The sequence below is a fragment of the Streptomyces sp. AC555_RSS877 genome (assembly GCF_019049245.1).
Taxonomy (GTDB): Bacteria; Actinomycetota; Actinomycetes; order Streptomycetales; family Streptomycetaceae; genus Streptomyces.
In genome coordinates, this window is the sequence record NZ_JAGMUK010000001.1 from 89,907 (window position 1) to 111,879 (window position 21,973).

21 protein-coding genes are annotated in these 21,973 nt (G+C 71.3%); 7 read left to right on the forward strand and 14 right to left on the reverse strand.

Annotation, left to right across the window (positions count from 1 at the left end):
* Nucleotides 1-28: 28 nt before the first annotated feature.
* The gene (locus KUM49_RS00355) at nt 29-2,158 is read right to left on the reverse strand and encodes an ATP-binding protein (protein WP_217234592.1); all 2,130 of its coding nucleotides are present in this window, start codon (nt 2,156-2,158) and stop codon (nt 29-31) included.
* Nucleotides 2,159-2,404: 246 nt separating this feature from the next.
* Between KUM49_RS00355 and gabT the strand changes: the two genes are divergently transcribed.
* Nucleotides 2,405-3,739: a 4-aminobutyrate--2-oxoglutarate transaminase gene (gabT, locus tag KUM49_RS00360; RefSeq protein WP_217234593.1), complete on the forward strand. Its 1,335-nt coding sequence runs from the start codon at nt 2,405-2,407 to the stop codon at nt 3,737-3,739.
* A gap of 157 nt (nt 3,740-3,896) precedes the next feature.
* Nucleotides 3,897-4,733 (forward strand): phosphatase PAP2 family protein, encoded by an 837-nt coding sequence (locus tag KUM49_RS00365; RefSeq protein ID WP_217234594.1) that lies wholly within the window; start codon nt 3,897-3,899, stop codon nt 4,731-4,733.
* Between the two features lie 113 nt (nt 4,734-4,846).
* On the opposite strand, the gene KUM49_RS00370 is transcribed toward KUM49_RS00365, so the two are convergent.
* The 7 genes from KUM49_RS00370 to KUM49_RS00400 all read right to left on the reverse strand — a co-directional run bounded on the left by KUM49_RS00370 (nt 4,847) and on the right by KUM49_RS00400 (nt 12,601).
* Nucleotides 4,847-5,299, reverse strand: coding sequence for a hypothetical protein (locus KUM49_RS00370; protein ID WP_217234595.1), 453 nt, complete (start codon nt 5,297-5,299; stop codon nt 4,847-4,849).
* A 121-nt stretch (nt 5,300-5,420) separates the two neighbouring features.
* Entirely contained in the window at nt 5,421-6,839 is a 1,419-nt protein-coding gene (locus tag KUM49_RS00375; protein ID WP_217234596.1) for an FAD-binding oxidoreductase, read from the reverse strand.
* Nucleotides 6,840-6,867: 28 nt separating this feature from the next.
* Nucleotides 6,868-7,668: an ABC transporter permease gene (locus tag KUM49_RS00380; protein WP_217234597.1), complete on the reverse strand. Its 801-nt coding sequence runs from the start codon at nt 7,666-7,668 to the stop codon at nt 6,868-6,870.
* Complete coding sequence (locus KUM49_RS00385) at nt 7,669-8,598, reverse strand: ABC transporter permease (RefSeq protein ID WP_217234598.1); 930 nt, start codon at nt 8,596-8,598, stop codon at nt 7,669-7,671.
* On the reverse strand, nt 8,598-9,761 hold the full coding sequence (locus KUM49_RS00390; RefSeq protein ID WP_374200114.1) for an ABC transporter ATP-binding protein: 1,164 nt from the start codon (nt 9,759-9,761) through the stop codon (nt 8,598-8,600). The genes KUM49_RS00385 and KUM49_RS00390 overlap by 1 nt, the downstream gene beginning before the upstream one ends.
* Nucleotides 9,758-11,005, reverse strand: a complete 1,248-nt coding sequence (locus tag KUM49_RS00395; protein WP_217234599.1) for a spermidine/putrescine ABC transporter substrate-binding protein — start codon at nt 11,003-11,005, stop codon at nt 9,758-9,760. The genes KUM49_RS00390 and KUM49_RS00395 overlap by 4 nt, the downstream gene beginning before the upstream one ends.
* A gap of 60 nt (nt 11,006-11,065) precedes the next feature.
* A complete protein-coding gene (locus KUM49_RS00400; RefSeq protein WP_217234600.1) occupies nt 11,066-12,601 on the reverse strand; it encodes a gamma-aminobutyraldehyde dehydrogenase in 1,536 nt (511 codons plus the stop codon).
* 217 nt (nt 12,602-12,818) lie between these two features.
* On the opposite strand from KUM49_RS00400, the gene KUM49_RS00405 reads away from it, so the two are divergent.
* On the forward strand, nt 12,819-13,385 hold the full coding sequence (locus KUM49_RS00405; protein ID WP_217234601.1) for an NADAR family protein: 567 nt from the start codon (nt 12,819-12,821) through the stop codon (nt 13,383-13,385).
* Between the two features lie 149 nt (nt 13,386-13,534).
* On the opposite strand, the gene KUM49_RS47940 is transcribed toward KUM49_RS00405, so the two are convergent.
* On the reverse strand, nt 13,535-14,362 hold the full coding sequence (locus KUM49_RS47940) for a DUF4190 domain-containing protein (RefSeq protein ID WP_254400522.1): 828 nt from the start codon (nt 14,360-14,362) through the stop codon (nt 13,535-13,537).
* Nucleotides 14,363-14,452: 90 nt separating this feature from the next.
* Between KUM49_RS47940 and KUM49_RS00415 the strand changes: the two genes are divergently transcribed.
* Both KUM49_RS00415 and KUM49_RS00420 read left to right on the forward strand, forming a co-directional pair.
* Complete coding sequence (locus KUM49_RS00415) at nt 14,453-15,577, forward strand: adenosine deaminase (RefSeq protein ID WP_217234815.1); 1,125 nt, start codon at nt 14,453-14,455, stop codon at nt 15,575-15,577.
* 18 nt (nt 15,578-15,595) lie between these two features.
* Entirely contained in the window at nt 15,596-16,282 is a 687-nt protein-coding gene (locus KUM49_RS00420) for a glycerophosphodiester phosphodiesterase (RefSeq protein ID WP_217234602.1), read from the forward strand.
* Here KUM49_RS00420 and KUM49_RS00425 read toward each other — a convergent pair.
* Entirely contained in the window at nt 16,279-16,884 is a 606-nt protein-coding gene (locus KUM49_RS00425) for an NADPH-dependent F420 reductase (protein ID WP_217234603.1), read from the reverse strand. The genes KUM49_RS00420 and KUM49_RS00425 overlap by 4 nt on opposite strands.
* Between KUM49_RS00425 and KUM49_RS00430 the strand changes: the two genes are divergently transcribed.
* The gene (locus KUM49_RS00430) at nt 16,883-17,296 is read left to right on the forward strand and encodes a helix-turn-helix domain-containing protein (protein ID WP_217234604.1); all 414 of its coding nucleotides are present in this window, start codon (nt 16,883-16,885) and stop codon (nt 17,294-17,296) included. The two genes, KUM49_RS00425 and KUM49_RS00430, sit on opposite strands and share 2 nt — an antisense overlap.
* Here the strand turns inward: KUM49_RS00430 and KUM49_RS00435 are convergent.
* Complete coding sequence (locus tag KUM49_RS00435) at nt 17,278-18,936, reverse strand: RNA polymerase sigma factor (RefSeq protein ID WP_217234605.1); 1,659 nt, start codon at nt 18,934-18,936, stop codon at nt 17,278-17,280. The two genes, KUM49_RS00430 and KUM49_RS00435, sit on opposite strands and share 19 nt — an antisense overlap.
* Nucleotides 18,937-19,230: 294 nt before the next feature.
* Between KUM49_RS00435 and KUM49_RS00440 the strand changes: the two genes are divergently transcribed.
* The gene (locus tag KUM49_RS00440; protein ID WP_217234606.1) at nt 19,231-20,385 is read left to right on the forward strand and encodes a serine hydrolase; all 1,155 of its coding nucleotides are present in this window, start codon (nt 19,231-19,233) and stop codon (nt 20,383-20,385) included.
* Here the strand turns inward: KUM49_RS00440 and KUM49_RS00445 are convergent.
* From KUM49_RS00445 to KUM49_RS00455, 3 genes are all read right to left on the reverse strand, one after another.
* Complete coding sequence (locus tag KUM49_RS00445; RefSeq protein ID WP_217234607.1) at nt 20,375-20,911, reverse strand: hypothetical protein; 537 nt, start codon at nt 20,909-20,911, stop codon at nt 20,375-20,377. The genes KUM49_RS00440 and KUM49_RS00445 overlap by 11 nt on opposite strands.
* A gap of 84 nt (nt 20,912-20,995) precedes the next feature.
* Nucleotides 20,996-21,481 (reverse strand): hypothetical protein, encoded by a 486-nt coding sequence (locus tag KUM49_RS00450; RefSeq protein ID WP_217234608.1) that lies wholly within the window; start codon nt 21,479-21,481, stop codon nt 20,996-20,998.
* A complete protein-coding gene (locus KUM49_RS00455) occupies nt 21,465-21,956 on the reverse strand; it encodes an RNA polymerase sigma factor (RefSeq protein ID WP_217234609.1) in 492 nt (163 codons plus the stop codon). Before KUM49_RS00455 ends, KUM49_RS00450 begins: the two co-directional genes overlap by 17 nt.
* Nucleotides 21,957-21,973 lie beyond the last annotated feature (17 nt).

A 21,973-nucleotide genomic window follows, 5' to 3' on the forward strand; every position in this document is an offset into this window, starting at 1 on the left:
GGTCACCCCGTGACGTCATCCCCGTACGTCAGCGCCGCAGGTCCACCAGCAGCGGCGGCGCGTGCTCCCCCCGCACACTCGTCAGCGACAGCACCGCGTGCCCCGGCGGCACGTGAGCGAGCTCGGACGCCGACCAGCGCTCCCGCTCGACCTGCCGCACGGTCACCGCCCGCGCGGTCGGCGCCTTGCCGGTGATCACCCGCCGCACCGCGTGCAGCACCTTGCCGGCCGGCGTCTCGGCGATGATCTGCCGGTCGGTGACGTCCCGCGCCTCGATCCACTCCTTGCCCCACACCTCGGCGAAATCCTGCCCGTCCCACGGGGTGAGCCCGGACAGCGCCATCCGGCACCCGGTGGCCCCGAGCAGCGGCCCCCGCAACGGCCTCGGTACGTCGTCCAGGGTGCGCAGCGTCAGCACGACCCCGGCGTTGCCCGACCGCAACCGCTGGATGCCCCGTACGGCCTCGGGCGTCACCACGCCGGTGGCGTCGTCCAGCACCAGGCAGGCGAACAGCGACCGGTCCTCCCGTACCGCCACGCTCGCCGTGAACTGGGCCAGCACCAGCCGGGCCAGCATCCGCGAGGCGTCGGCGTGCCCGCGCTGCGGCAGGTCGATCCGCACCCGCACCGGGTGGTCCAGGGCCTTCAGCGAGAAGGGCCGCGACTGTCCGGACGTGTCGAAGAAGCCCGCGAAGGCCGGCCGGTCGAGCAGCGCCACCCGGTCCGCGAGCACTCCGCCCACGTCCCCCGGGTGCCCCATCTGCCGCTCCCGCGCGTCCAGTTCGCGCAGCAGTGCCTCCTGCCGGGAGTCCTCGAGGCCCTTGCGCAGCGCGGCCAGCGGCGCGGGCGCGCCGTCGAGCAGTTGCCGCAGCTCCGGTACGGAGGGGAAGCGTCCGTGGACCGCGTGGAACGGTCCGAGGAGCTGGGCGAGGACGGTCGTGGAACGCCGGGTGTCCCCGCCCTGGTGCGGCTCGGCGAGGTCGCCGACGAGCGCCTCGGCGAGCACCGCGGCGGCCTCGTCCGGGTCCGTCGTCCCGCCGTACAGGTCGAGGTCGTACACCGATTCCGGATTCCCGATCCGTACGACGACGTCGTAGGCGTCGGCTGGGCCGAGCCCGGCGCCCGCCGCGCCGACCACCACGACGGCGGCGCGCCCGGCGAGCGCGTGCAGGCACAGCGACTCGGCGATCGGGTTCACGACGGTGCCGGTCTTGCCGGAGCCGGGCGGTCCGACGGCGAGGAGCGAGGTGCCGAGCAGCTCGGGGCCGAGACCGAGGCCGGTGCCGCGGTAGGCGTACGGGTTACGGGCGTCGTCGGCCGTGGTGCCCAGGCGCACCTGGCCGGTGACCAGGTCGTGCCGGGCGAGCCTGGTCGACAGGTCGCGCTCGCCGGAGGGGTGCGCACAGGCGGCGGCGCCTTCGCCGAGCACCGCACCGGTGAAGGTGGCGAGGCTGTGCCGGCCGCTGCGCACGCCCTGCCAGGCGCGGTCGATCCGGGCGTGGTCGACGTCCCGCATCAGTCCGGCGCGGGCCTCGGCGGCGAGCCGCTCGGCGGCGTCGACGGCTCCGGCGGCCCGCAGGTGGGGCCACATGGCGGGGTCCTGCTCCGGGGTGGGCGGCCGTTCGGTCACCGGCGCGGTGCGTCGCCAGGCGGGCGGGCCGTAGCGGCGCCAGATCTCGCCCCATCGGCCGAGACGGCCGACGGCGAGCATGATCACGAGGGCGATCAGCGTGTAGTAGCTGTACCAGAGGACGGCGTTGCCGACGCGGTCGTTGGTCTGGCGCCAGGAGTCCGGCGTGAAGAGTTCGAGGGGCAGCACCCACCAGCCGCCGAGGTAGCCGTTCCACAGGAGCGACCAGATCAGCCAGCCGACGAGGAGCGCGATCACCGCCCCGCTCAGCAGCTGCCGCGTGGGAATCTGCTCAGGCTCCTCCTCCGGCCGCGGCTTGTGCCCGAACCGCCACACGCCCGGTGCCGCCTCCGGCCGGGGCGCCCGCAGCCACGCGAGGAAGGCCGACCCGTCCGGCATCGGCGGCACACCCGGGACCGGGGCCGCGGGCGGCCGCGGCGGCATCGCCGGGACCTCGGGTGACCCTGCCGGACGTGGCACAGGATTCGCATGCGTACCCCGCGCGTCCCGCGTCCCGTCGCTGTCCATCGCCCTCGCCCCTTGACCAGCCGTTCCGTCCACCGTCAGCGAGTCAATCTAACGCCCTCGCATGGGGAGTTCACCGCTTACGCGGCCGGACGGACAGTGACCCGTGACCGTGCCGCCATGTCCACCGCGGACAACCGGGGCGGCCGACAACGCCCACATGGAGCATGCCCGCCCCCCGGTCCCCGCCTTAGCCTGCGAGAAAAGAGAAGGCAACAGTCGGCACGAGCAACACCTCAGGAGCCCCCCATGACCGCACTTCCGCAGGAGCGCCGCGTCGTCACCGCCATCCCCGGCCCGAAGTCGCGGGAGCTGCAGGCCCGCCGCCTGGCCGCGGTCGCGCAGGGTGTGGGCTCCGTGCTGCCCGTGTTCACCGCGCGCGCGGGCGGCGGAATCATCGAGGACGTCGACGGCAACCGTCTCATCGACTTCGGATCGGGCATCGCGGTCACGTCCGTCGGCGCCTCCGCCGAGGCCGTCGTACGCCGGGCCGCAGCCCAGCTCGCCGACTTCACCCACACCTGTTTCATGGTCACGCCGTACGAGGGGTACGTGGAGGTCGCCGAGGCCCTCGCCGAGCTGACCCCGGGCGACCACGCCAAGAAGTCCGCGCTGTTCAACTCGGGCGCCGAGGCCGTGGAGAACGCGGTCAAGATCGCCCGCTCGTACACCAAGCGCCAGGCCGTGGTCGTGTTCGACCACGGCTACCACGGGCGCACCAACCTCACGATGGCGCTGACCGCGAAGAACATGCCGTACAAGCACGGCTTCGGCCCGTTCGCGCCCGAGGTCTACCGCGTTCCGGTGGCGTACGGCTACCGCTGGCCGACCGGGCCGGAGAACGCCGGCCCCGAGGCCGCCGCGCAGGCCATCGACCAGATCACCAAGCAGGTCGGTGCGGAGAACGTGGCGGCGATCATCATCGAGCCGGTGCTCGGCGAGGGCGGCTTCATCGAGCCGGCGAAGGGCTTCCTTCCGGCCATCAGCGAGTTCGCCGCCGACAACGGCATCGTCTTCGTCGCCGACGAGATCCAGTCCGGCTTCTGCCGCACCGGCCAGTGGTTCGCCTGCGAGGACGAGGGCATCGTCCCCGACCTGATCACCACCGCCAAGGGCATCGCGGGCGGCCTCCCGCTCGCCGCCGTCACCGGCCGCGCCGAGATCATGGACGCCGCGCACGCGGGCGGTCTCGGCGGCACCTACGGCGGCAACCCGGTCGCCTGCGCCGGTGCGCTCGGCTCGATCGAGACGATGAAGGAGCTGGACCTCAACGCCAGGGCGAAGAACATCGAGGCCGTCATGAAGGCCCGCCTCACCGCCATGGCCGAGAAGTTCGACATCGTCGGTGACGTCCGCGGCCGGGGCGCCATGATCGCCATCGAGCTGGTCAAGGACCGCGCCACCAAGGAGCCGAACCCGGAGGCGACCGCCGCGCTCGCCAAGGCCTGCCACCAGGAGGGCCTGCTGGTCCTGACCTGTGGCACCTACGGCAACGTGCTGCGCTTCCTGCCCCCGCTGGTGATCGGCGACGACCTCCTCAACGAAGGCCTCGACATCATCGAGCAGGCCTTCGCGCGCATCTGACGTCACAGGAGCCACACCTGTCCCACCACCGGAGTTCACCGCGGATTCCGGTGCTGCGGTGGGGAGCGGCAGAGCGTGTGAAGAAGGTGTGCGAGGTGGCTGTCAGGACGCGATTCCGCCTGTCTTAGGCCCGTCGCCTGTCGTAGGTTCTACCCAGATGAGAGATACACCCCGCCCACAGGGGACTGTGGGCGACATCAGGCCGGGGCCTCCCCAGCTTCGACCTGGTCGTGCCCTCGCGCACACAACCGGAGCCTCCGGCTCTGGATCTCCTCACCGATCGGACAGTCGCCCGCCCCAAACCCCCCGGGGCGCGCGACCATCCGATCTGATCGGCCGCCCCGGAACCACCCCCCCTGTTCCGGGGCGGCCGACCTCCTTCTTCTTCCTCCTCGGGCTTCCGGCCCTCCTCTTCGCGCTGATCACCTGGCAGGTCGTCGACGACGGCCTGCTGTTGCGCGTGGACGAACGCGTCAGCCATGCCCTGGTCCACCCGGACCGCGCCTCCGGACTCCTCGCCGATCTGGGAAACGTCCAGGTCGCGGTCCCGGTCCTCGCCGTCGTCCTCGGGTATGCCGCCCTGCGGGCCCGCCGCATTGGTACAGACCGCTGGTGGCTTCCGGCCACCGCCGCGGTCGTGCTCATGGCTCTGGTCCCGGCGCTGATCATTCCGCTCAAGGAACTCACGGCCCGCCCGGGCACCCCGGTCATGCCGCCGGGCACCGGCTACTACCCTTCCGGCCACACCGCCACGGCCGCCATCGCCTACGGCGCCGCGACCCTGCTGCTCTTCCCGTGGCTGCGCACGGCCCGCGCCCGCCGTGCGCTCTTCGCCGCCTGCGCGGCCGTCAACCTCGGCGTGGGTTTCGGCCTGGTCCGCCGCGGCTACCACTGGCCCCTGGATGTCGTGGCCAGTTGGTGTCTGTGTGCGGTGCTGCTCTCCTCGCTGTGGCTGTTCCTCGGGCGGGGGACGCCCGACGACGAGCCCGGATAACGGGTGCGGAGAGGCCTTCCGCGTCGGCCGCACGGGCGGCCGAAGAGTCGGCGGATGCCGAGTTGCCGGACGGAGAGTAACCGGATGCGGCGTACGACCGCGTAGCTGTTGCCCTAGTCGCGCTCGTCCCTCACCAGGCCCGCCGCCGCCTCGTGCATCGCCAGTTCGAGGAGCGCCGGGTCGGTGAGGGTGCCGGAGCCGTCCGGAGGGAACAGCCAGCGCACTCCGCCGGTGGAGCGGCCCGGGTACGGCACCACGATCCAGGTGCCCGCCCCCGCCGTACGGATACCGGTGCCGAGCCAGCGGGCCGCGGTGCCCGGCGGCACGAAGAAGCCGATCCGGGCGTCACCGAAGTCGACCAGCACCGGACCCGGCTGGTCGATGATGCGGGTGAGGACGTCGAGCGTGGGGTAGCCGAGTTCACCCGGCAGGATCAGCACGTCCCAGGCCTTTCCGGCGGGCAGGAGTGCGCCCCGGTGGGTGTTGCGTTCCCATTCCCAGCGGCAGGCCTCGGGATCCGGCGCCACGGATGCGAGCCAGTCGACCGCCGTTTTCGCCCCGGTCATGAAGGGACCTCCCTGCTTCGTCGTGGACGCGGGTTCGCGTCACGAGAGAGAGGGAGGTTCCCCGGCCGGCATTACGCGGGTTCCGGCACGCCGTTGGAGTGAACCGGATCGCGGGCGCAGGTCAGCTGTCGAAGCCCAGCCCGAGCCGGTCCATCGTCCGCAGCCACAGGTTGCGCCGCCCGCCGTGCGCGTCCGCCCGCGCCAGCGACCACTTGGTGAGGGCGATGCCCGTCCACGCGAAGGGCTCCGGCGGGAAGGGCAGCGGCTTCCTGCGGACCATGTCGAGCGAGGTGCGCTCCGTGGTCTGCCCCGCCAGCAGGTCGAGCATCACCTCGGCGCCGAAGCGAGTGGCTCCGACCCCGAGGCCCGTGTAGCCCGCCGCGTAGGCCACCTTCCCGTGGTGGGCCGTGCCGTAGAACGCCGAGAAGCGCGAGCAGGTGTCGATCGCGCCGCCCCACGCGTGCGTGAAGCGGACGCCCTCCAGTTGCGGGAAGCAGGTGAAGAAGTGCTCGGCGAGTTTGGCGTAGGTCTCCGGGCGGTCGTCGTACTCGGCGCGCACCCGGCCGCCGTACGGGTAGATCGCGTCGTAGCCGCCCCAGAGGATGCGGTTGTCCGCGGAGAGGCGGAAGTAGTGGAACCGGTTGGCGCTGTCCCCCAGTCCCTGTCGGTTCTTCCAGCCGATCGACGCCAGCCGGTCGGCGGTCAGCGGCTCGGTCATCAGCGCGTAGTCGTAGACCGGGACGGTGTAGGCCCGGACCCGTCGGACCAGGTTCGGGAAGATGTTGGTGCCGAGCGCGACCTTGCGGGCGCGGACCGAGCCGTACGGGGTGCGTACAGCCATCCCGGCGCCGTACGGCTTCAGGGTGAGGGCGGGAGTGTGCTCGTAGACGCGGACGCCGAGCCTCAGGCACGCCCGCTTCAGGTTCCAGGCGAGCTTCGCCGGGTTGAGCAGGGCGACGCCCCGGCGGTCGTGGAGGCCGGCCCGGAAGGTGGGTGAGGCCACCTGCTCGCGTACGGCTTCCGTGTCCAGGAACTCCACGCCGTCGGCGAGGCCCGCGCGCTTCATCTCCTCGTGCCAGTTCCGCAGTTCCCGTGCCTGGTACGGCTCGGTCGCCACGTCGATCTCGCCGGTGCGTTCGAAGTCGCAGTCGAGGTCGTGCCGGGCGACCGCCCGCTCGATCTCGTCGAGGTTGCGGGCGCCCAGCTCCTGGAGCCTTCGGATCTCGTCCGGCCAGCGGGTCAGGCCGTTGGACAGACCGTGGGTGAGGGAGGCGGCGCAGAAGCCGCCGTTGCGGCCCGAGGCGGCCCAGCCCGCCTCGCGGCCTTCCAGCAGGACGACCTCCCGCTGCGGGTCGCGTTCCTTGGCGATGAGCGCGGTCCACAGTCCGCTGTATCCGCCGCCCACGACCAGCAGGTCGCAGGTCTCGGCGCCGGTGAGGGCGGGTTCGGGGTGGGGCTTGCCGGGGTCGTCCAGCCAGTACGGGACCGGCTGGACGTCGGAAAGGGACTTCGTCCAACGGCTCATGGCGCTCGGGGCCATGATGTCAACTCCCTACAGGGTGTGTCCGCTACGCCTTTTGCTTGGTGCGGCGGTTTCCGGCGACCATCGAGGTCAGGACGAGCAGTACGGCGACCAGGAACATGGCCGTACCGATGACGTTGATCTGGACGGGTGTTCCGCGCTGTGCCGAACCCCAGACGAACATGGGGAAGGTGACGGTCGAGCCCGCGTTGAAATTCGTGATGATGAAATCGTCGAAGGACAGCGCGAAGGCGAGCAGTGCGCCCGCCGCGATTCCCGGTGCCGCGATCGGCAGGGTGACCCGGACGAAGGTCTGGAACGGGCCGGCGTACAGGTCCTGCGCGGCCTGCTCCAGCTTCGGGTCCATCGACATCACGCGTGCCTTGACCGCCGTCACGACGAAGCTGAGGCAGAACATGATGTGGGCGATGAGAATCGTCCAGAAGCCCAGCTGCGCGCCCATGTTGAGGAACAGGGTGAGCAGGGAGGCGGCCATGACGACTTCGGGCATCGCCATCGGCAGGAAGATCAGCGAGTTCACGGCCCCCCGCGCCCGGAAGCGGTAGCGGACCAGGGCGAAGGCGATCGCCGTGCCGAGGGCGGTGGCGCCGAGCGTGGCCCAGAAGGCGATCTGGAGGCTGAGTGACAGCGAGCCGCACAGGTCGGAGACACCGCACGGGTCCTTCCAGGCGTCCGTGGAGAACTGCTGCCATTCGTAGTTGAAGCGCCCCTTCGGTTTGTTGAAGGAGAACACCGTGACGACGATGTTCGGCAGCAGGAGATATCCGAGCGTCAGCAGTCCCGCGATGACGACGAGACGGCGCTTGAGCCAGGTGACGAAGGCCATTTAGACCAGGTCCTCCGTTCCGGACCGGCGGATGTAGACCGTGACCATCACGAGGATCGCGGCCATGAGGATGAAGGACAGTGCCGCGGCCGTCGGGTAGTCGAGGATCCGCAGGAACTGGCTCTGGATGACGTTCCCGACCATGCGGGTGTCGGTCGAGCCGAGCAGGTCCGCGTTGACGTAGTCGCCGGCCGCCGGGATGAAGGTCAGCAGCGTGCCGGAGACCACGCCGGGCATGGACAGCGGGAAGGTGACCTTGCGGAAGACCGTGACCGGCCGCGCGTACAGGTCGCCCGCGGCCTCGTGCAGGCGTCCGTCGATGCGCTCCAGCGAGGAGTAGAGCGGCAGGATCATGAACGGCAGGAAGTTGTACGTCAGGCCGCAGACGACGGCGAGGGGCGTGGCCAGCACGCGGTCGCCGGAGGTCCAGCCGAGCCAGCTGGTGACGTCCAGGACGTGCAGGGTGTTGAGGGCGCCGACGACCGGGCCGCCGTCCGCGAGGATCGTCTTCCAGGCGAGCGTGCGGATCAGGAAACTGGTGAAGAACGGCGCGATCACCAGGATCATGATCAGGTTCCGCCAGCGGCCCGCGCGGAAGGCGATGAGGTAGGCCAGCGGATAGCCGAGCAGCAGGCACAGCACGGTGGCGGAGGCGGCGTAGGCGACCGAGCGAAGGAACTGCGGCCAGTACTCGGACAGGGCGTCCCAGTAGGTGGCGAAGTGCCAGGTGACCTTGTAGCCCTCCTCCAGGGAGCCCGTCTGCACGGACGTGGAGGCCTGGTAGATCATCGGCAGCGCGAAGAAGACCAGCAGCCAGAGGATGCCGGGCAGCAGAAGCCAGTACGGCGTGAGGCGGCCCCGCTTGCGCGGGGGCTTCTTCTCCGGGGCCGTCGGGGAGAGAGGCGGGGGCGCCTCCGTGAGGGTCGACATCAGGCGGCCACCACTTCGTCGGTGCCCGCGTCGATGTCCTGTGCCGCGTCCAGGCCGAAGGTGTGGGCCGGGCTCCAGTGCAGGACGACGTCGGCGCCGGGCACGAGGCGGGCGTCGCGGTCGATGTTCTGGGCGTAGACCTCGAACTCGGGGCAGACCGGGCTGTCGATGACGTACTGCGTGGAGACGCCGATGAAGCTGCTGCTCGCGATCGTGCCGGTGATGCGGTTGCGGCCGGCCGGGATCTCGCCCGCGTCGTCGGCGTGGGTGAGGGAGATCTTCTCCGGGCGGACGCCGACCAGCACCTTGCCGCCGGCCTGGGTGGGCGCCGAGCACCGCGCCTCGGGCAGGACCAGCTTGCCGCCTCCCGCCTTCAGCACGATCTCGTCGCCGCTCTTGGAGTCGACCTCGGCCTCGATGAGGTTGGAGGTGCCCAGGAAGTTGGCGACGAAGGTGGTGTGCGGGTTCTCGTAGAGGTCGGCGGGCGAGCCGAGCTGTTCGACGCGGCCCGCGTTCATCACGGCGACCGTGTCGGCCATGGTCATGGCCTCCTCCTGGTCGTGCGTGACGTGCACGAAGGTGATGCCGACCTCGGTCTGGATGCGCTTGAGCTCCAGCTGCATCTGCCGGCGCAGCTTGAGGTCGAGGGCGCCGAGGGGCTCGTCGAGGAGGAGCACCTTGGGGGTGTTGATCAGGGCGCGGGCGACCGCGACGCGCTGCTGCTGGCCGCCGGAGAGCTGGTGCGGCTTCTTGCGGGCCTGCTCGCCGAGCTGGACGAGGTCGAGCATCTCCTCGACCTGCTTCTTCACCGACCTGATGCCGCGCCGGCGCAGGCCGAAGGCGACGTTCTCGAAGATGTCGAGGTGCGGAAAGAGGGCGTAGGACTGGAAGACCGTGTTCACCGGCCGCTTGTACGGCGGCAGGTGGGTGACTTCCTGGTCGCCGAGGAAGACGGTGCCGGAGGAAGGTTCCTCCAGGCCCGCGATCATGCGCAGGGTGGTGGTCTTGCCGCAGCCGGAGGCGCCGAGCAGGGCGAAGAAGGAGCCCTGCGGAACGGTCAGGTCGAGCGGGTGCACGGCGGTGAAGGAGCCGTAGGTCTTGCTGATTCCCGAGAGGCGGACGTCGCCTCCGTGGTCCGTCTTGTTCGTCGTCACGGTGATCACGCCCCAGTCAGCTTCGCGAACTTCTCTTCAAAGGCCGTCTCTTCCTTCGAGCTCAGTGAGCGGAAGGCGTGGGACTTCTCGGCCATGTCCTTGTCGGGGATGATCAGCGGGTTGTTCGCCGCATCCGCGTCGATCTTCTCCAGCTCGGCCTTCACTCCGTCGACGGGACACACGTAGTTGATGTACGCGGCGAGCTCGGCGGCCGGCTTCGGCTCGTAGTAGAAGTCGATGAGCCGTTCGGCGTTCGTCTTGTGACGCGCCTTGTTGGGGACCAGCAGGTTGTCGGTCGACGTCATGTAACCGCTGTCCGGGATGATGAAGTCGATGTCGGGGCTGTCCGCCTTCAGCTGGACGACGTCACCGGCCCAGGCGATGCAGGCGGCGAAGTCACCGCTGGTCAGGTCGGAGGTGTAGTCGTTGCCGGTGAAGCGGCGGATCTGGCCCTTGTCGACGGCCTTCTGGAGGCGGGCGATCACCGCGTCGTAGTCGTCCGCGGTGAAGTTCGCCGGGTCCTTGCCCATGTCGAGCAGGGTCATCCCGATGCTGTCGCGCATCTCCGACAGGAAGCCGACGCGTCCCTTGAGTTTGGGGTTGTCGAGCAGGTCGGAGACCGACTTCACCTCGACGCCGTCCAGCGCCTTCTTGTTGTAGGCGATGACCGTGGAGATGCCCTGCCAGACGTACGAGTAGGCGCGGCCGGGGTCCCAGTCGGGGTCGCGGAACTGCGCCGACAGGTTGGCGTAGGCGTGCGGGAGGTTCGACGGGTCGAGTTTCTGGACCCAGCCCAGGCGGATGAGGCGGGCGGCCAGCCAGTCGGTGAGGACGATGATGTCGCGGCCGGTGTCCTGGCCCGCGGCGAGCTGCGGCTTGATCTTGCCGAAGAACTCGTTGTTGTCGTTGATGTCCTCGGTGTACTTGACCCTGATGCCGGTCCGCTCCGTGAACTGCTCCAGCGTCGGGTGGTGCTTGCCGCTGTCGTCGACGTCCATGTACTCGGTCCAGTTGGAGAAGTTGACGGTCTTCTCCTTCGCCGAGTGGTCGTCCGCGGCGACGCCGCCCTGGGTCTTGCCCGCCGCGGGGATGCCGCAGGCGCTCAGCGCCCCGAGACCGCCGGCCGCGAGCGCGCCGCCCGCGGAGGCGCGCAGCAGCGAACGGCGGGTGAGGGCGGCCCTGCCGTTCCTGAAGCTGCGCCGCATGGCGGCCACCTGGGCCGGGGACAGGCGGTCGGGCTCGTACTGCTCCATGCGCGTGGTGCCCTTTCGGGAGGATGGTGGGCGGCCGCGGGTCAGGCGGCCCGAATGCGGCTATCGGTCCCCGAAGATCGTGCGGTGCCAGTCCTTGCTCGGCACCGCGGTGTTGTCGAACATGACGTGCTTGACCTGGGTGTACTCCTCGAACGAGTACGCGGACATGTCCTTGCCGAAGCCGGACGCCTTGTACCCGCCGTGCGGCATCTCGCTGATGATCGGGATGTGGTCGTTGATCCATACGCAGCCCGCCTTGATCTCCCGGGTGGCGCGGTTCGCCCGGTAGACGTCCCGGCTCCAGGCGGAGGCGGCGAGACCGTACGGCGTGTCGTTGGCCAGCCGGATGCCCTCGTCGTCACTGTCGAAAGGCAGGACGACCAGGACCGGGCCGAAGAGCTCGGACTGGACGATCTCGCTGTCCTGGGCGGCGTCCGCCACCAGGGTGGGGCGATAGTACGCACCGTTCTCGAGATCTCCCTGAGGAGCCTCGCCTCCGCTCACCACGCGCGCGTAGCCGCGCGCCCGGTCGACGAACCCGGCGACCCGGTCGCGCTGGGCGTGCGAGATCAGCGGGCCGAGGTCGGTGCCCGGCGCGAACGGGTCGCCCAGCCGGACGGTCTCCATGAGGGCGGCCGTCTGCTCGACGAACGCCTCGTAGAGGGGCCGCTGTACGTACGCGCGCGTGGCGGCCGTGCAGTCCTGTCCCGTGTTGATGAGCGCGCCCGCGACCGCACCGTGGACGGCGGCCTCCAGGTCGGCGTCGTCGAAGACCACGAAGGGCGCCTTGCCACCGAGCTCCAGGTGGAGGCGCTTGACGGTCGCGGTGGCTACCTCGGCGACCCGCTTGCCTACGGCGGTGGAGCCGGTGAAGGAGGTCATCGCCACGTCCGGGTGGCCGACGAGGTGTTCGCCGGCCTCCTTGCCGGTGCCGGAGACGATGTTGATCACGCCGTCCGGGATCCCGGCGTCGGTGGCGGCCCGGGCGAAGAGCAGGGAGGTGAGCGGGGTGAGCTCGGCGGGCTTCAGGACGATCGTGTTGCCCGCGGCGATCGCCGGGAGGATCTTCCAGGCGGCCATCTGGAGGGGGTAGTTCCAGGGCGCGATGGAGCCGACGACGCCGATGGGTTCACGGCGTACGTACGAGGTGTGGTCGCCGGAGTACTCGCCGGCCGACTGCCCCTGGAGGTGGCGGGCGGCCCCGGCGAAGAAGGCGGTGTTGTCGATCGTCCCCGGGACGTCGAACTCGCGGGTCAGCTTGAGCGGTTTGCCGCACTGGAGGGATTCGGCGCGGGCGAAGTCCTCCGCGCGGTCGGCGAGCACGGCGGCGAAGCGGTGCAGGGCGTCGGAGCGCTCGCCCGGGGTGGCCGAGGACCAGCCCGGGAAGGCCGCGCGGGCGGCGGCGACGGCCGCGTCCACGTCCGAGGCGCTCGCCTGCTCGTACGTGTACACCTCCGCGCCGGTCGAGGGGTCGACGACCGCGTACGTGAGGCCGGAGGTGCCTTTGGTCAGGCGCCCCGCGATGAACTGCGCGCCGTCCGCGAAGCGGTCCTGGGCCGGAAAGCGTTCCGGGGTGGCATTGACCGGGTTGTGCATGTCGCTCTCGCTCTCCTCCGCCGTCGCCCCGCGTACGTCGCAGGCGGGTGGCGTAGCTCCAGCTCGATTTGAGTGCCGATCCTGACAGAGCAGAGGGCACTCAACAAGTGATTCCGTTGTTGCCTTTTGGTTACGCGACGGAATCTGTCGACTAGGTGTCGAGTCGGCACGGAAAAGGAGGGATGGATTGTCAGTGGTGGCTGCCAGACTCGCGTGCATGGAAGGAACCACGGGGAAGATCGACTCACGGGAAGCGCTGGTCAGAGAGGTCCGGGCGGGCGCGAAGATCAAATATCTGCATTTCTGGGGCCACCGGCCGCGGCCCGACGGGCGTGTCGGGGCGAGCTGTCTGAGCCAGTGGTGGCCGTCACCGTTCGTGGTGGACGGCGTGGCCTACGCGACCGCCGAGCACTGGATGATGGCCGGCAAGGCGCGGCTTTTCGACGACGCGGAGGCGGAGCGGCGAGTGCTGGCGGCCGGGCATCCCGCCGAGGCGAAGAAGGCGGGGCGGCTGGTCCGCGGCTTCGACGAGGCGATATGGCAGCGGGAGCGCTTCGGGATCGTGGTCGAGGGCAGCGTGCACAAGTTCGCCTCGGCCCCCGAACTGCGCGGCTTCCTGCTGGGCACGGGCGAGCGCGTGCTGGTCGAGGCGAGCCCCGTGGACCGGGTGTGGGGCATCGGCCTCGCCGCGGACGACGAGGCGGCGAGGGATCCGGAGCGGTGGAGAGGGCCGAACCTGCTGGGGTTCGCGCTGATGGAGGCACGGGAGCGGCTGCGGGGGTAGGGCGTATCGAGGGTGAGCGGGTCCCGGGTTCGGCGGGGGGCTGGTGGCGGGTGCGCGTTCGAACGGCCCGCCGCCCTCTCGGCCGACGCTCGACCCTCGCCCGGCCGGCGCTCGGCCCTCGCTCGGACTCGCTCCCGCTCAGCCGTCGGTCAGGCCGCGAAGGCCAGCACCGCGATCATCCCGACGGCCAGAGCGAGACCCACGGAGCCGCAGATGATCCCTGCCAGGGCCTGGCCGGCGTTCGTGGACTCGCCCCGCCGCACCTTCTGCCGGGCGATCACCCCGAGTACCACCGCCACGATGCCGCCGATGATGGCGATCGGCCACATGCAGAAGCCGACGGCGGAAACGATGCCGACGACCATTGAGGCGGTACCCATCCCGTTGTTCGGGGCGGGCGCCATGCCGGGCCAGCCGTAGTAGGCGCCGGGGCCCTGGGACTGCGGGCCGTGGCCGCCGTAACCGGGCGGAGCGGGGTAGCCGTAGCCGCTGGGGCCCGGGTAGCCGTACGGGACGTGGCCGGGGCCGTCGGGGGCCATGGGCGGCGGGGGCACCGCGTCCTGGACGTGGGGCGGGACCGGGGCGGAGCCGGGCGGCGGGTAGGGGCTCGCCTGGCCGGGGTGCACGGGTGCGGCCGGGCTCGGCGGGGCGAAGGGGTTGTCCGAGCCGTTCGTCCGGGCCGACGACGGGTCGGACGGGGTGAAGGGCGAGGACCAGGACCTGGACGCCTCGGGGCCGCCCACGCCCGGCATCGACGTGACCGTCTGCTGGTCGTGCACGGAGGAGGACGGTGTGGAGGTCGGCGGGATCAGTGACCCCGTGTCGGCGACGGTGGCACCCGGGCCGGCAGAACCGTCCCGCACCGGCGCGGCCCACGGGTCGCGGGGAGCGTCGGCGGCCTCACCGGCCCCACCTGTCGGCGTCGGCCGGTCCGCGCCGCCTTCCTGCGTTCCCGGCGTCTGCGCGTCGTCGGACATGCGCGGGCCCCCCTCCGTCGAACCTGCCGTCATGCTACGGCCAGGGCCCGTCCGGCGTGACCCCCGGCCTACGATGATCCCGAGTCACCGATCAGCCGATCACCCGCGTCCCGCCCTACACCGGCCAGGGGACGCCGTTCCCGGGGAGGAACCTTGACCGACCGTCTCGTCGACGCACAGATCCCGCGCGACCTGCACGCCTTCATCGCATCGCTGCCCAAGGCCGAACTGCACGTGCACCACGTCGGCTCCGCCTCCCCGCGGATCGTCTCGGAACTGGCCGCCCGCCACCCCGACTCCATGGTGCCCACCGACCCCGAGGCCCTGGTCGACTACTTCACGTTCACGGACTTCGCCCACTTCATCCAGGTGTACCTGTCGGTCGTCGACCTGATCCGCACCCCGGAGGACGTCCGGCTGCTGACGTACGAGGTGGCCCGCGACCTGGCCCGGCAGCAGGTGCGGTACGCCGAGCTGACCATCACGCCGTTCTCCTCGACCAGCCGCGGTATCGACGAGGGCTCCTTCATGGACGCGATCGAGGACGCCCGCAAGGCGGCCGAGGCGGACTTCGGGACCGTCCTGCGCTGGTGCTTCGACATTCCCGGCGAGGCCGGTCTCGAGGCCGCCGAGGAGACGACGCGGCTGGCCACCGACGACCGGGTGCGCCCGGAGGGACTGGTGTCCTTCGGTCTCGGCGGGCCCGAGATCGGCGTGCCGCGGCCGCAGTTCAAGCCGTACTTCGACCGGGCGATCGCCGCGGGCCTGCGGTCGGTGCCGCACGCCGGCGAGACCACCGGACCCGGGACGGTGTGGGACGCGCTGACCCATCTGCGCGCCGAGCGGATCGGGCACGGCACCAGTTCCGCGCAGGACGAGAAGCTCCTCGCCCATCTCGCCGAGCACCGGATCGCGTTGGAGGTGTGCCCGACCTCCAACATCGCCACGCGCGCTGTCCGCACCCTCGACGAGCACCCGATCAAGGAGTTCGTGAAGGCCGGCGTCCTGGTCACGATCAACTCCGACGACCCGCCGATGTTCGGCACCGACCTGAACAACGAGTACGCCGTCGCCGCCCGGCTGCTGGAGCTCGACGAGCGGGGCCTGGCCGACCTCGCCAAGAACGCGGTGGAGGCGTCCTTCCTCGACACGTCCGGCAAGGCCCGCATCAAGGACGAGATCGACAGCTACACCGCAGCGTGGCTCGCTCCCTGACCCCCGCACAATGGGCGCATGCAGAAGCTGACCGCCGTGGCCCACCGCGGCGACCCCTACCGCGTCCGTGAGAACACGATCGACTCGCTGCGTTCCGCGCTCCGACTGGGCGCGGACGCGGTCGAGATAGACGTACGGCTCACCCGGGACGGCGTGCCCGTGCTGTTGCACGACCAGACGCTGAAGCGGCTGTGGGAGCACGACCGTCCGCTGCTGTCGCTGTCGTCGGACGAGGTGCGCGGGCTCACTGACGACAAGGTGCCGACGCTGGCCGGGGCGCTGGCGGCGACCGGTGACAGCCGGGTGATGCTCGACCTGCCGGGCACCTCCGACGTGCGGGTGGTGCGCCGGGTCGTGGACGTCGTGCGCGAGTGCGGAGCCGCGGAGCGCGTGTACTACTGCGCGGACGCGAGGGCCATGCTCGCCGTGCGCGCCGCCGACCCGGCCGCCGAGATCGCGCTGACCTGGACGACCCTGGCGCCGCCGCGGCCCGCGCTGCTGGACGTGATCCGGCCGCGCTGGCTCAACTACCGCTTCGGACTGGTCGACCGTGCCCTCGCCGAACGCGTCCACACCGACGGCTATCTGCTCTCCGTCTGGACCCCCGACACCCGCCGCTCGATGCGCCGCCTCATCGACTTCGGCGTCGACTCGATCACCAGCAACCGCGTCGACCTCCTGTGCACCCTGCGGGACGGCGGCTAGCCGCGCGGTCCGGCGAACGCCATCGGCGGCGCGATCGCCTGTGCGTCCGCCCCCTCCCCCACCCACAGCCCGATCAGCAGCGCGGCCGTCGCCTCCACCAGGCCGGCCCGGTCCAGTCCCCCGGCGTTCAGCGGCTCGCAGCCGAGGTCGCGTGCGAGTCGTCGTACGACGCACAGCGCGAAGTAGTCGTCCCCGCACAGCGGCACCGCGAGCGGGCGGCCGTCGAAGACCGGCGGGGTCAGGCGCCACACGTCGACGTGGCACAGGTTGAAGGCCTTCACGACGTGGGCGGTGGGGGCGGCGGCGATGCGCTCGGCCGCCGAGGGGCCGCCCGCGGTGCGCAGGGTGAAGTCCGGGCCGCCCACCGGGTTGGTGCAGTCGATCAACACCCGTCCGCGCAAGACGTCTTCGAGTTCCGTGACGACCCCGACCGCGGCCTCGTACGGCAGCGCCAGCAGCACCGCGTCCGTTCCGGACCGTGCCGCCTCCCGCAGGCCCACGTCGCCCGACCGGCTTCCGGCGACCACCTCGTGTCCGGCGCGCGCCCACCCGGTGCCCAGCGCGTCGGCCATTTCCCCGTTGCCCAGGATTCCTATTCGCATGAGCAGGACTGTAGGGAGCCGTTCGGGCACCATTCGGTACGTGGACCAGACGTTTCTCGCCGACTGCCGTGCCCGGCTCGCCTTCGACCTGCTCGCCAACACCTGGAACGCGGTGGTGCTGTGGGCGCTGCGCCAAGGCCCCCTGCGCCACGGCGAGTTGCGGGACCGCATCGGCGGCATCAGCCAGAAGGTGCTGACCGAGACCCTGCGGCGACTGGAGTTCAACGGCCTGGTCACGCGGCGGGGATACGGCGGTTCGTCGCCGCGCGTCGCGTACGAACTCACCGAGCTGGGGCGGACCTTGCTCGCCCCCATCGACGCCTTCGGCGCCTGGGCGTTCGAGCACGGCGACGAGGTGATGGAGGCCCAGGAGCGCCACCGGCTCGCGGGGCGCTACACGCGCGACTCCTGAGGGACGGTCGCCGGGTCGGCCGGGGTCTCGCGGGTGACGTACTGCGGTACGGGGGTGTCGTCCTCGCCGGTGTCGCGGACCAGGCCGTAGCGGATGGCTCCCTCGGGAGGGCCGGCCGTGATGTCCTGCGTCGCCTTGTCCCAGGTGGTCGGGAAGACGGTCAGGCCGTAGTCGGCGCCCCGTTCGTTCACGGTGAGGGTGACGCTGCCGTCGACGTAGAAGTACTCGTTCTGCCACATCTGCTGGGTGCCGTCCGGCGGGACCGCGTAGCCGATGTCCGGGCCGCCCATGCCGGTGGCGAAGCCGCCCGGGCTGCCCGTCAGGGGGTCGTCCATGCGGCGGCCGCCGCCCGAGGCGACGTGGAAGAGCCTGCCCTGCAGGCCGGTCCAGGTCGGCATGACCAGCGCGCCGGGCCGTGAGTGCGGGGATATCTGCCAGCGGACCAGGACGTATCCCTGGCCGCTGAGCGTCACGTGGTCGCCGCGGTGCTGCATCACGGCCTGCCGGCCGCCGGTGCTGGTGATCCCGGGCTCGGGCCGGTGCGGCAGCGTCCCGGGCCGGGCGTTCGGATCCGGTGCCCGGTCGACGGCGTCGACGACGGTGCCGTACAGGTCGGCCTTCTTCGTCGCCGAGGGCGAGGGGGTCGGCGTCGGGATCGTGACGGGCGGTGGGGCCGACGTGGGCGCCGGGGCGGAGCTGGTGACGGCCGCGCGCGGTGGCGGGGCGGTGTCCGGGGGCTGCGTGACGACGTACGCGCCGCCCGCGACGATGGTCGCGCCCGCCGTCACGGCGACGGCCGGCTTGGTGAGCGCGCCCAGCACCTTGGCGGACCAGCCCACGGACGTGCTCGCGACGGTGGCGGCGGCCGCGGTCTTGCCGCCGAAGGCCAGCGAGAGGGTGAAGCCGACGGGGACCGGGACGAGCGCGATCCCGACGAGCAGGCGCTCCGCCGGTACGACCGGCTCGCGGGCGTCGCCGCAGTAGCCGCAGCCCCTGAGGTGCCGGGCCAGGCGTTTGCGCCAGACCGAGTCGGGACGGCCGTTCCAGCGGGCGGTCACTTCTCGCAGGCCCGGGCAGGCGCCGTCGAGGGCGCGCACGATGCCGCGGGAGGTCTCCAGGCGTTCCTTCATCCGCTGGACGCGTACGGCGGCGTGCTGCCGGCTGATGCCGACGGCGGCGGCGAGTTCGCGCCGGCTCAGCTCGCCGGCCACCTCCAGCCACCACAGCGACAGCAGCTGGCGGTCCTCGTCGTCGAGCCAGCGCACCGCTTCCGCGACCTCGCGCCGCTGTCCTTCCAACTGGAGCCTCAGGACGGTCAGTTCGGCGAAGTCGGCGGCTTCCCGCGGTGCCGACTCGTCCAGCCGGTCGGTGGTCCTGCGGCGGCCCCGGTCGCGGATCTGCCGCATGGCGATCGCCACCAGCCAGGACCGGAAGCTGTCCGGGTCGCGCAGCGAGCCGAGGTTGTCGACGGCTCGCAGCATCGTCTCCTGGACGACGTCGTCGACATCGGCGTGGCCGTTGAGGGCACGGCCGACGATGTTGTACACCAACGGCAGCCAGCCCGCGACGAGCTCGTCCAGCGCCCGTCGGTCGCCGTGCTGCGCGGCGGCGATGGTGGAGCGCCAGTGCTGCGTGTCCACGGGACCCTTTCGGTGGCTGGTGTGACGACTGAGGTCAGTGGTCTTCTGCACGCACCCTCTCAGGCAGGCCGGGGCTGTCGTATGTCCGGGATCACAGTGCGGAGACGGTGTGAAGGCCACCGGGATAACAGTTTTTGCGCGCCCCTAAGGGCTGTCCCTGACAACTCCCAGCCCCTGCACGGCACTTGCTCGGGGTTCGACTCGGGGTGGGTGCCCTCCTCGGCGACGATCCGGAGGTCGGCGCGGGCCCGGAGGATGATCACCACCACATTCGTCGATCTCTGGAGCAGACGCATGCGCACCCGCCGCCGTACGACCGTCCTCGCCGCCTCCCTCGTCCTCGCGCTGGCCACCGCCCCGCTGGCCGCCCCCGCGTTCGCGGCGCCCGGACCAACCCCCTTACCGGCCTCCGCGCACACCACGCCGACCGGCCCGGACACCAGGGCCCTGGAGGCCGCGCTCAAGGGCCTCCCCGACCAGGACGCCACCGCGGCCCTCGTGCGGGTGGGCGGCAAGGGTAGCTGGCAGGGCGTCGCGGGCGTGCGCGACCTGAGGACCGGGGCGCCCGCGCTGGAGAACGCGCGGTTCCGGGCCGGATCGACGACGAAGATCGTGACGGCGGCGCTGGTGCTGCAACTCGCCGCCGAGGGGCGGATCTCCCTGGACGGCACGGTGCAGCAGTACCTGCCCGGCCTGCTCACCGAGGACTTCTCGCCCATCACCGTGCGACAGCTGCTGAACTTCACCAGCGGTCTGCAGCCGGGCGCGTCCCTCGGCGACAACGTCGACGTCGGTCATGAGCACCGCTTCGAGACACTGACGCCCGAGGAGGTCGTGGCGGCGTCGGTCGCCAAGGGCCCCGACCCCGCGTACGCGCCCGGCGCCCGGCAGCGCTACGGCAACATCCACTACACCGTGCTCGGCATGCTGATCGAAAAGGTCACCGGCGACTCGTACGCCCACCAGGCGGCCGTACGGATCTTCCGCCCGCTCGGTATGCGGCACACCTCGTTCCCCGACGGCCCCGACCCCCGTATCCACGGCCCACACCACCGCGGGTACGACTGGATCGACGGCAAGCTGGTGGACGTGACCGACTGGAACATGTCGGACCGGTGGGCGGCCGGGGACATGATCTCGACGACCACCGACCTGGAACGGCTCCTGGTGGGCCTGTTCCGGGGGCGCGTCGTACCCGAGCCGCAGCTGACGGAGATGTTCACCGTCCCGGCCGTCGAGGGGGCCACGATGGGCGCCGCGCTGCAGAGGTTCGAGCTGAACGGCAAGGAGATCTGGGGCAAGACGGGCTCCCGCCCCGGCTACCACACGGTCGTCGCGGCCACCCGCAACCTGTCCCGGACGGTGGTCTACTCCGTGAACTCGACCGACGCTAAGGGCGAGGGCCTTCCCATCGTCCAGCGTTTCGCGTTCCCCGCGTTCAACCGCTGACGGCGGCACCGGCGGGCACTGACGGCCCCGGAGCCGTCAGCTCCTCCAGCCGCTTGATCTTCTTGCGGACGACGTACAGCGGGATCACCCCGAAGACCCCGAACGCCATGTCGATCAGGCTCCACCAGAGGGGGATCCCCCGGATCGGCCCGCAGATCAGGGCGAGCGGCACGATCCCGGCGCAGGCGATCATCCCGAACTCGACGACCCAGATGTTGCGGACGGGGTCGCGGTAGGGGCCGTAGAAGGCGACCGCGATGACGAGGTGCGCGAAGGCGAGCCAGTCCGTGCCGTAGAGCACGAAGGGGTACTCGGCGTCGACGACGTCGAGCCCCTGCCGGACCCGTTCGATCCACTCCATGAGGGCGGGCAGGTGTTCCGGCACGGACAGCGCCCGCAACAGGTCCTCGGTCCAGCGAAGTTCGTGGACCAGGGGGAAGGCGGTGGCGCCGCTGAGCACCAGGCAGACGACGAAGAGGACCAACCACGCGCGGATGCCCCTGAGGAGGGCGGCTCTGTCGCTCATGGCAGCAGAGTAACCCTTAATTGAACATGTTCAAAAACGAGGTGTTCCGGTGTGCATCACCAGATGCCCCGGTGCAGGAGTGGCCTACGGTCCGTCGCTGCTCGACGGTGGCACGGTCGCCTCGCTGGAGGCCACCGTCGGCCGCTCGGTGACCTGCGAGGCCGCAGTGGGCGACGGCGAGCCGGCGGGGACGGAGGTACCGGCCGGACCGGAGGGAGTGGGCGCTTGACTGGGAGCCCCCGTCGTGGGGGCGGAGCCGCCGGGGACGGGGGTCGCCGACGGATCGGGCGGGACCGACGGGCTGCTCGCGGGCGGCGGGGCGAGCGGGACCGACGGGGTCGCGGGCCCCTCGTGCGTGGCGAGGCGGAAGGGCAGCGCGGCGAGGGCGGCGACCGCGCACGTCACGCCCACCCCGGCCGCGGCGCGCACCAGACGGCGGCGGGCGGCACGGCGGCGGATCGCGGCGTAACGGCCGGCGGGCGGCCCCAGGTAGTCGGAGGCGGGTCGCAGGATGACGGCGAGGGGGTCGTCGGGCTCGAACTCCGGACCCTCGTCAGAGTGTGTGATCAAGACTTCTCCCCAGATGGGCGCGGAGCAGTTCGCGGGCCGCGTGGAGGTCGGCCTTGACGGTTCCTTCCTTGCGCCCGGTCAGCGCGGACACCTCCCGGATCGGCATGTCAGCGTAGTAGTGCAGCAGGATCGGGACGCGCAGCCGTTCCGGCAGCGACTGCACGAGCAGGCGTACCGAGGGGTCGGCCTGCTCGGTCGGCGGGCGTACGGCGGCTTCGGCAGTGGCGCGGCGCACGGCCCTGCGTTCGCGTTCGAGCCTGCGCCAGTGGTCGCGGACGAGGTTGGCCGCGGTGACGTAGAGGAAGCCCCGGGGCTCCGCCACCAAGGTCCAGCGGCCCCAGAGCCGGGTGAAGGCCTCCGAGGCGATCTCGTGGGCCGTCTCGTCGTCGTCGACGAGCCGGCGGCACCAGCCGGCGAGGCGCGGGTAGAGGGCGGCGAACAGCTCGGACGCTGCCTTCTCGCGGGACCGTTTCAACGCTCTGCGTGCTCTCC

Coding starts and splice junctions, on each gene's coding strand:
- KUM49_RS00365 (WP_217234594.1), top strand. CDS start 3,897: ATGAGAGATACACCCCGCCCACAGGGGACTGTGGGCGACATCAGGCCG.
- KUM49_RS00395 (WP_217234599.1), bottom strand. CDS start 11,005: ATGGAGCAGTACGAGCCCGACCGCCTGTCCCCGGCCCAGGTGGCCGCC.
- KUM49_RS00380 (WP_217234597.1), bottom strand. CDS start 7,668: ATGGCCTTCGTCACCTGGCTCAAGCGCCGTCTCGTCGTCATCGCGGGA.
- KUM49_RS00370 (WP_217234595.1), bottom strand. CDS start 5,299: ATGACCGGGGCGAAAACGGCGGTCGACTGGCTCGCATCCGTGGCGCCG.
- KUM49_RS47940 (WP_254400522.1), bottom strand. CDS start 14,362: ATGTCCGACGACGCGCAGACGCCGGGAACGCAGGAAGGCGGCGCGGAC.
- KUM49_RS00440 (WP_217234606.1), top strand. CDS start 19,231: ATGCGCACCCGCCGCCGTACGACCGTCCTCGCCGCCTCCCTCGTCCTC.
- KUM49_RS00375 (WP_217234596.1), bottom strand. CDS start 6,839: ATGGCCCCGAGCGCCATGAGCCGTTGGACGAAGTCCCTTTCCGACGTC.
- KUM49_RS00405 (WP_217234601.1), top strand. CDS start 12,819: ATGGAAGGAACCACGGGGAAGATCGACTCACGGGAAGCGCTGGTCAGA.
- KUM49_RS00385 (WP_217234598.1), bottom strand. CDS start 8,598: ATGTCGACCCTCACGGAGGCGCCCCCGCCTCTCTCCCCGACGGCCCCG.
- gabT (WP_217234593.1), top strand. CDS start 2,405: ATGACCGCACTTCCGCAGGAGCGCCGCGTCGTCACCGCCATCCCCGGC.
- KUM49_RS00445 (WP_217234607.1), bottom strand. CDS start 20,911: ATGAGCGACAGAGCCGCCCTCCTCAGGGGCATCCGCGCGTGGTTGGTC.
- KUM49_RS00355 (WP_217234592.1), bottom strand. CDS start 2,158: ATGGACAGCGACGGGACGCGGGACGCGCGGGGTACGCATGCGAATCCT.
- KUM49_RS00420 (WP_217234602.1), top strand. CDS start 15,596: ATGCAGAAGCTGACCGCCGTGGCCCACCGCGGCGACCCCTACCGCGTC.
- KUM49_RS00400 (WP_217234600.1), bottom strand. CDS start 12,601: ATGCACAACCCGGTCAATGCCACCCCGGAACGCTTTCCGGCCCAGGAC.
- KUM49_RS00430 (WP_217234604.1), top strand. CDS start 16,883: ATGAGCAGGACTGTAGGGAGCCGTTCGGGCACCATTCGGTACGTGGAC.
- KUM49_RS00425 (WP_217234603.1), bottom strand. CDS start 16,884: ATGCGAATAGGAATCCTGGGCAACGGGGAAATGGCCGACGCGCTGGGC.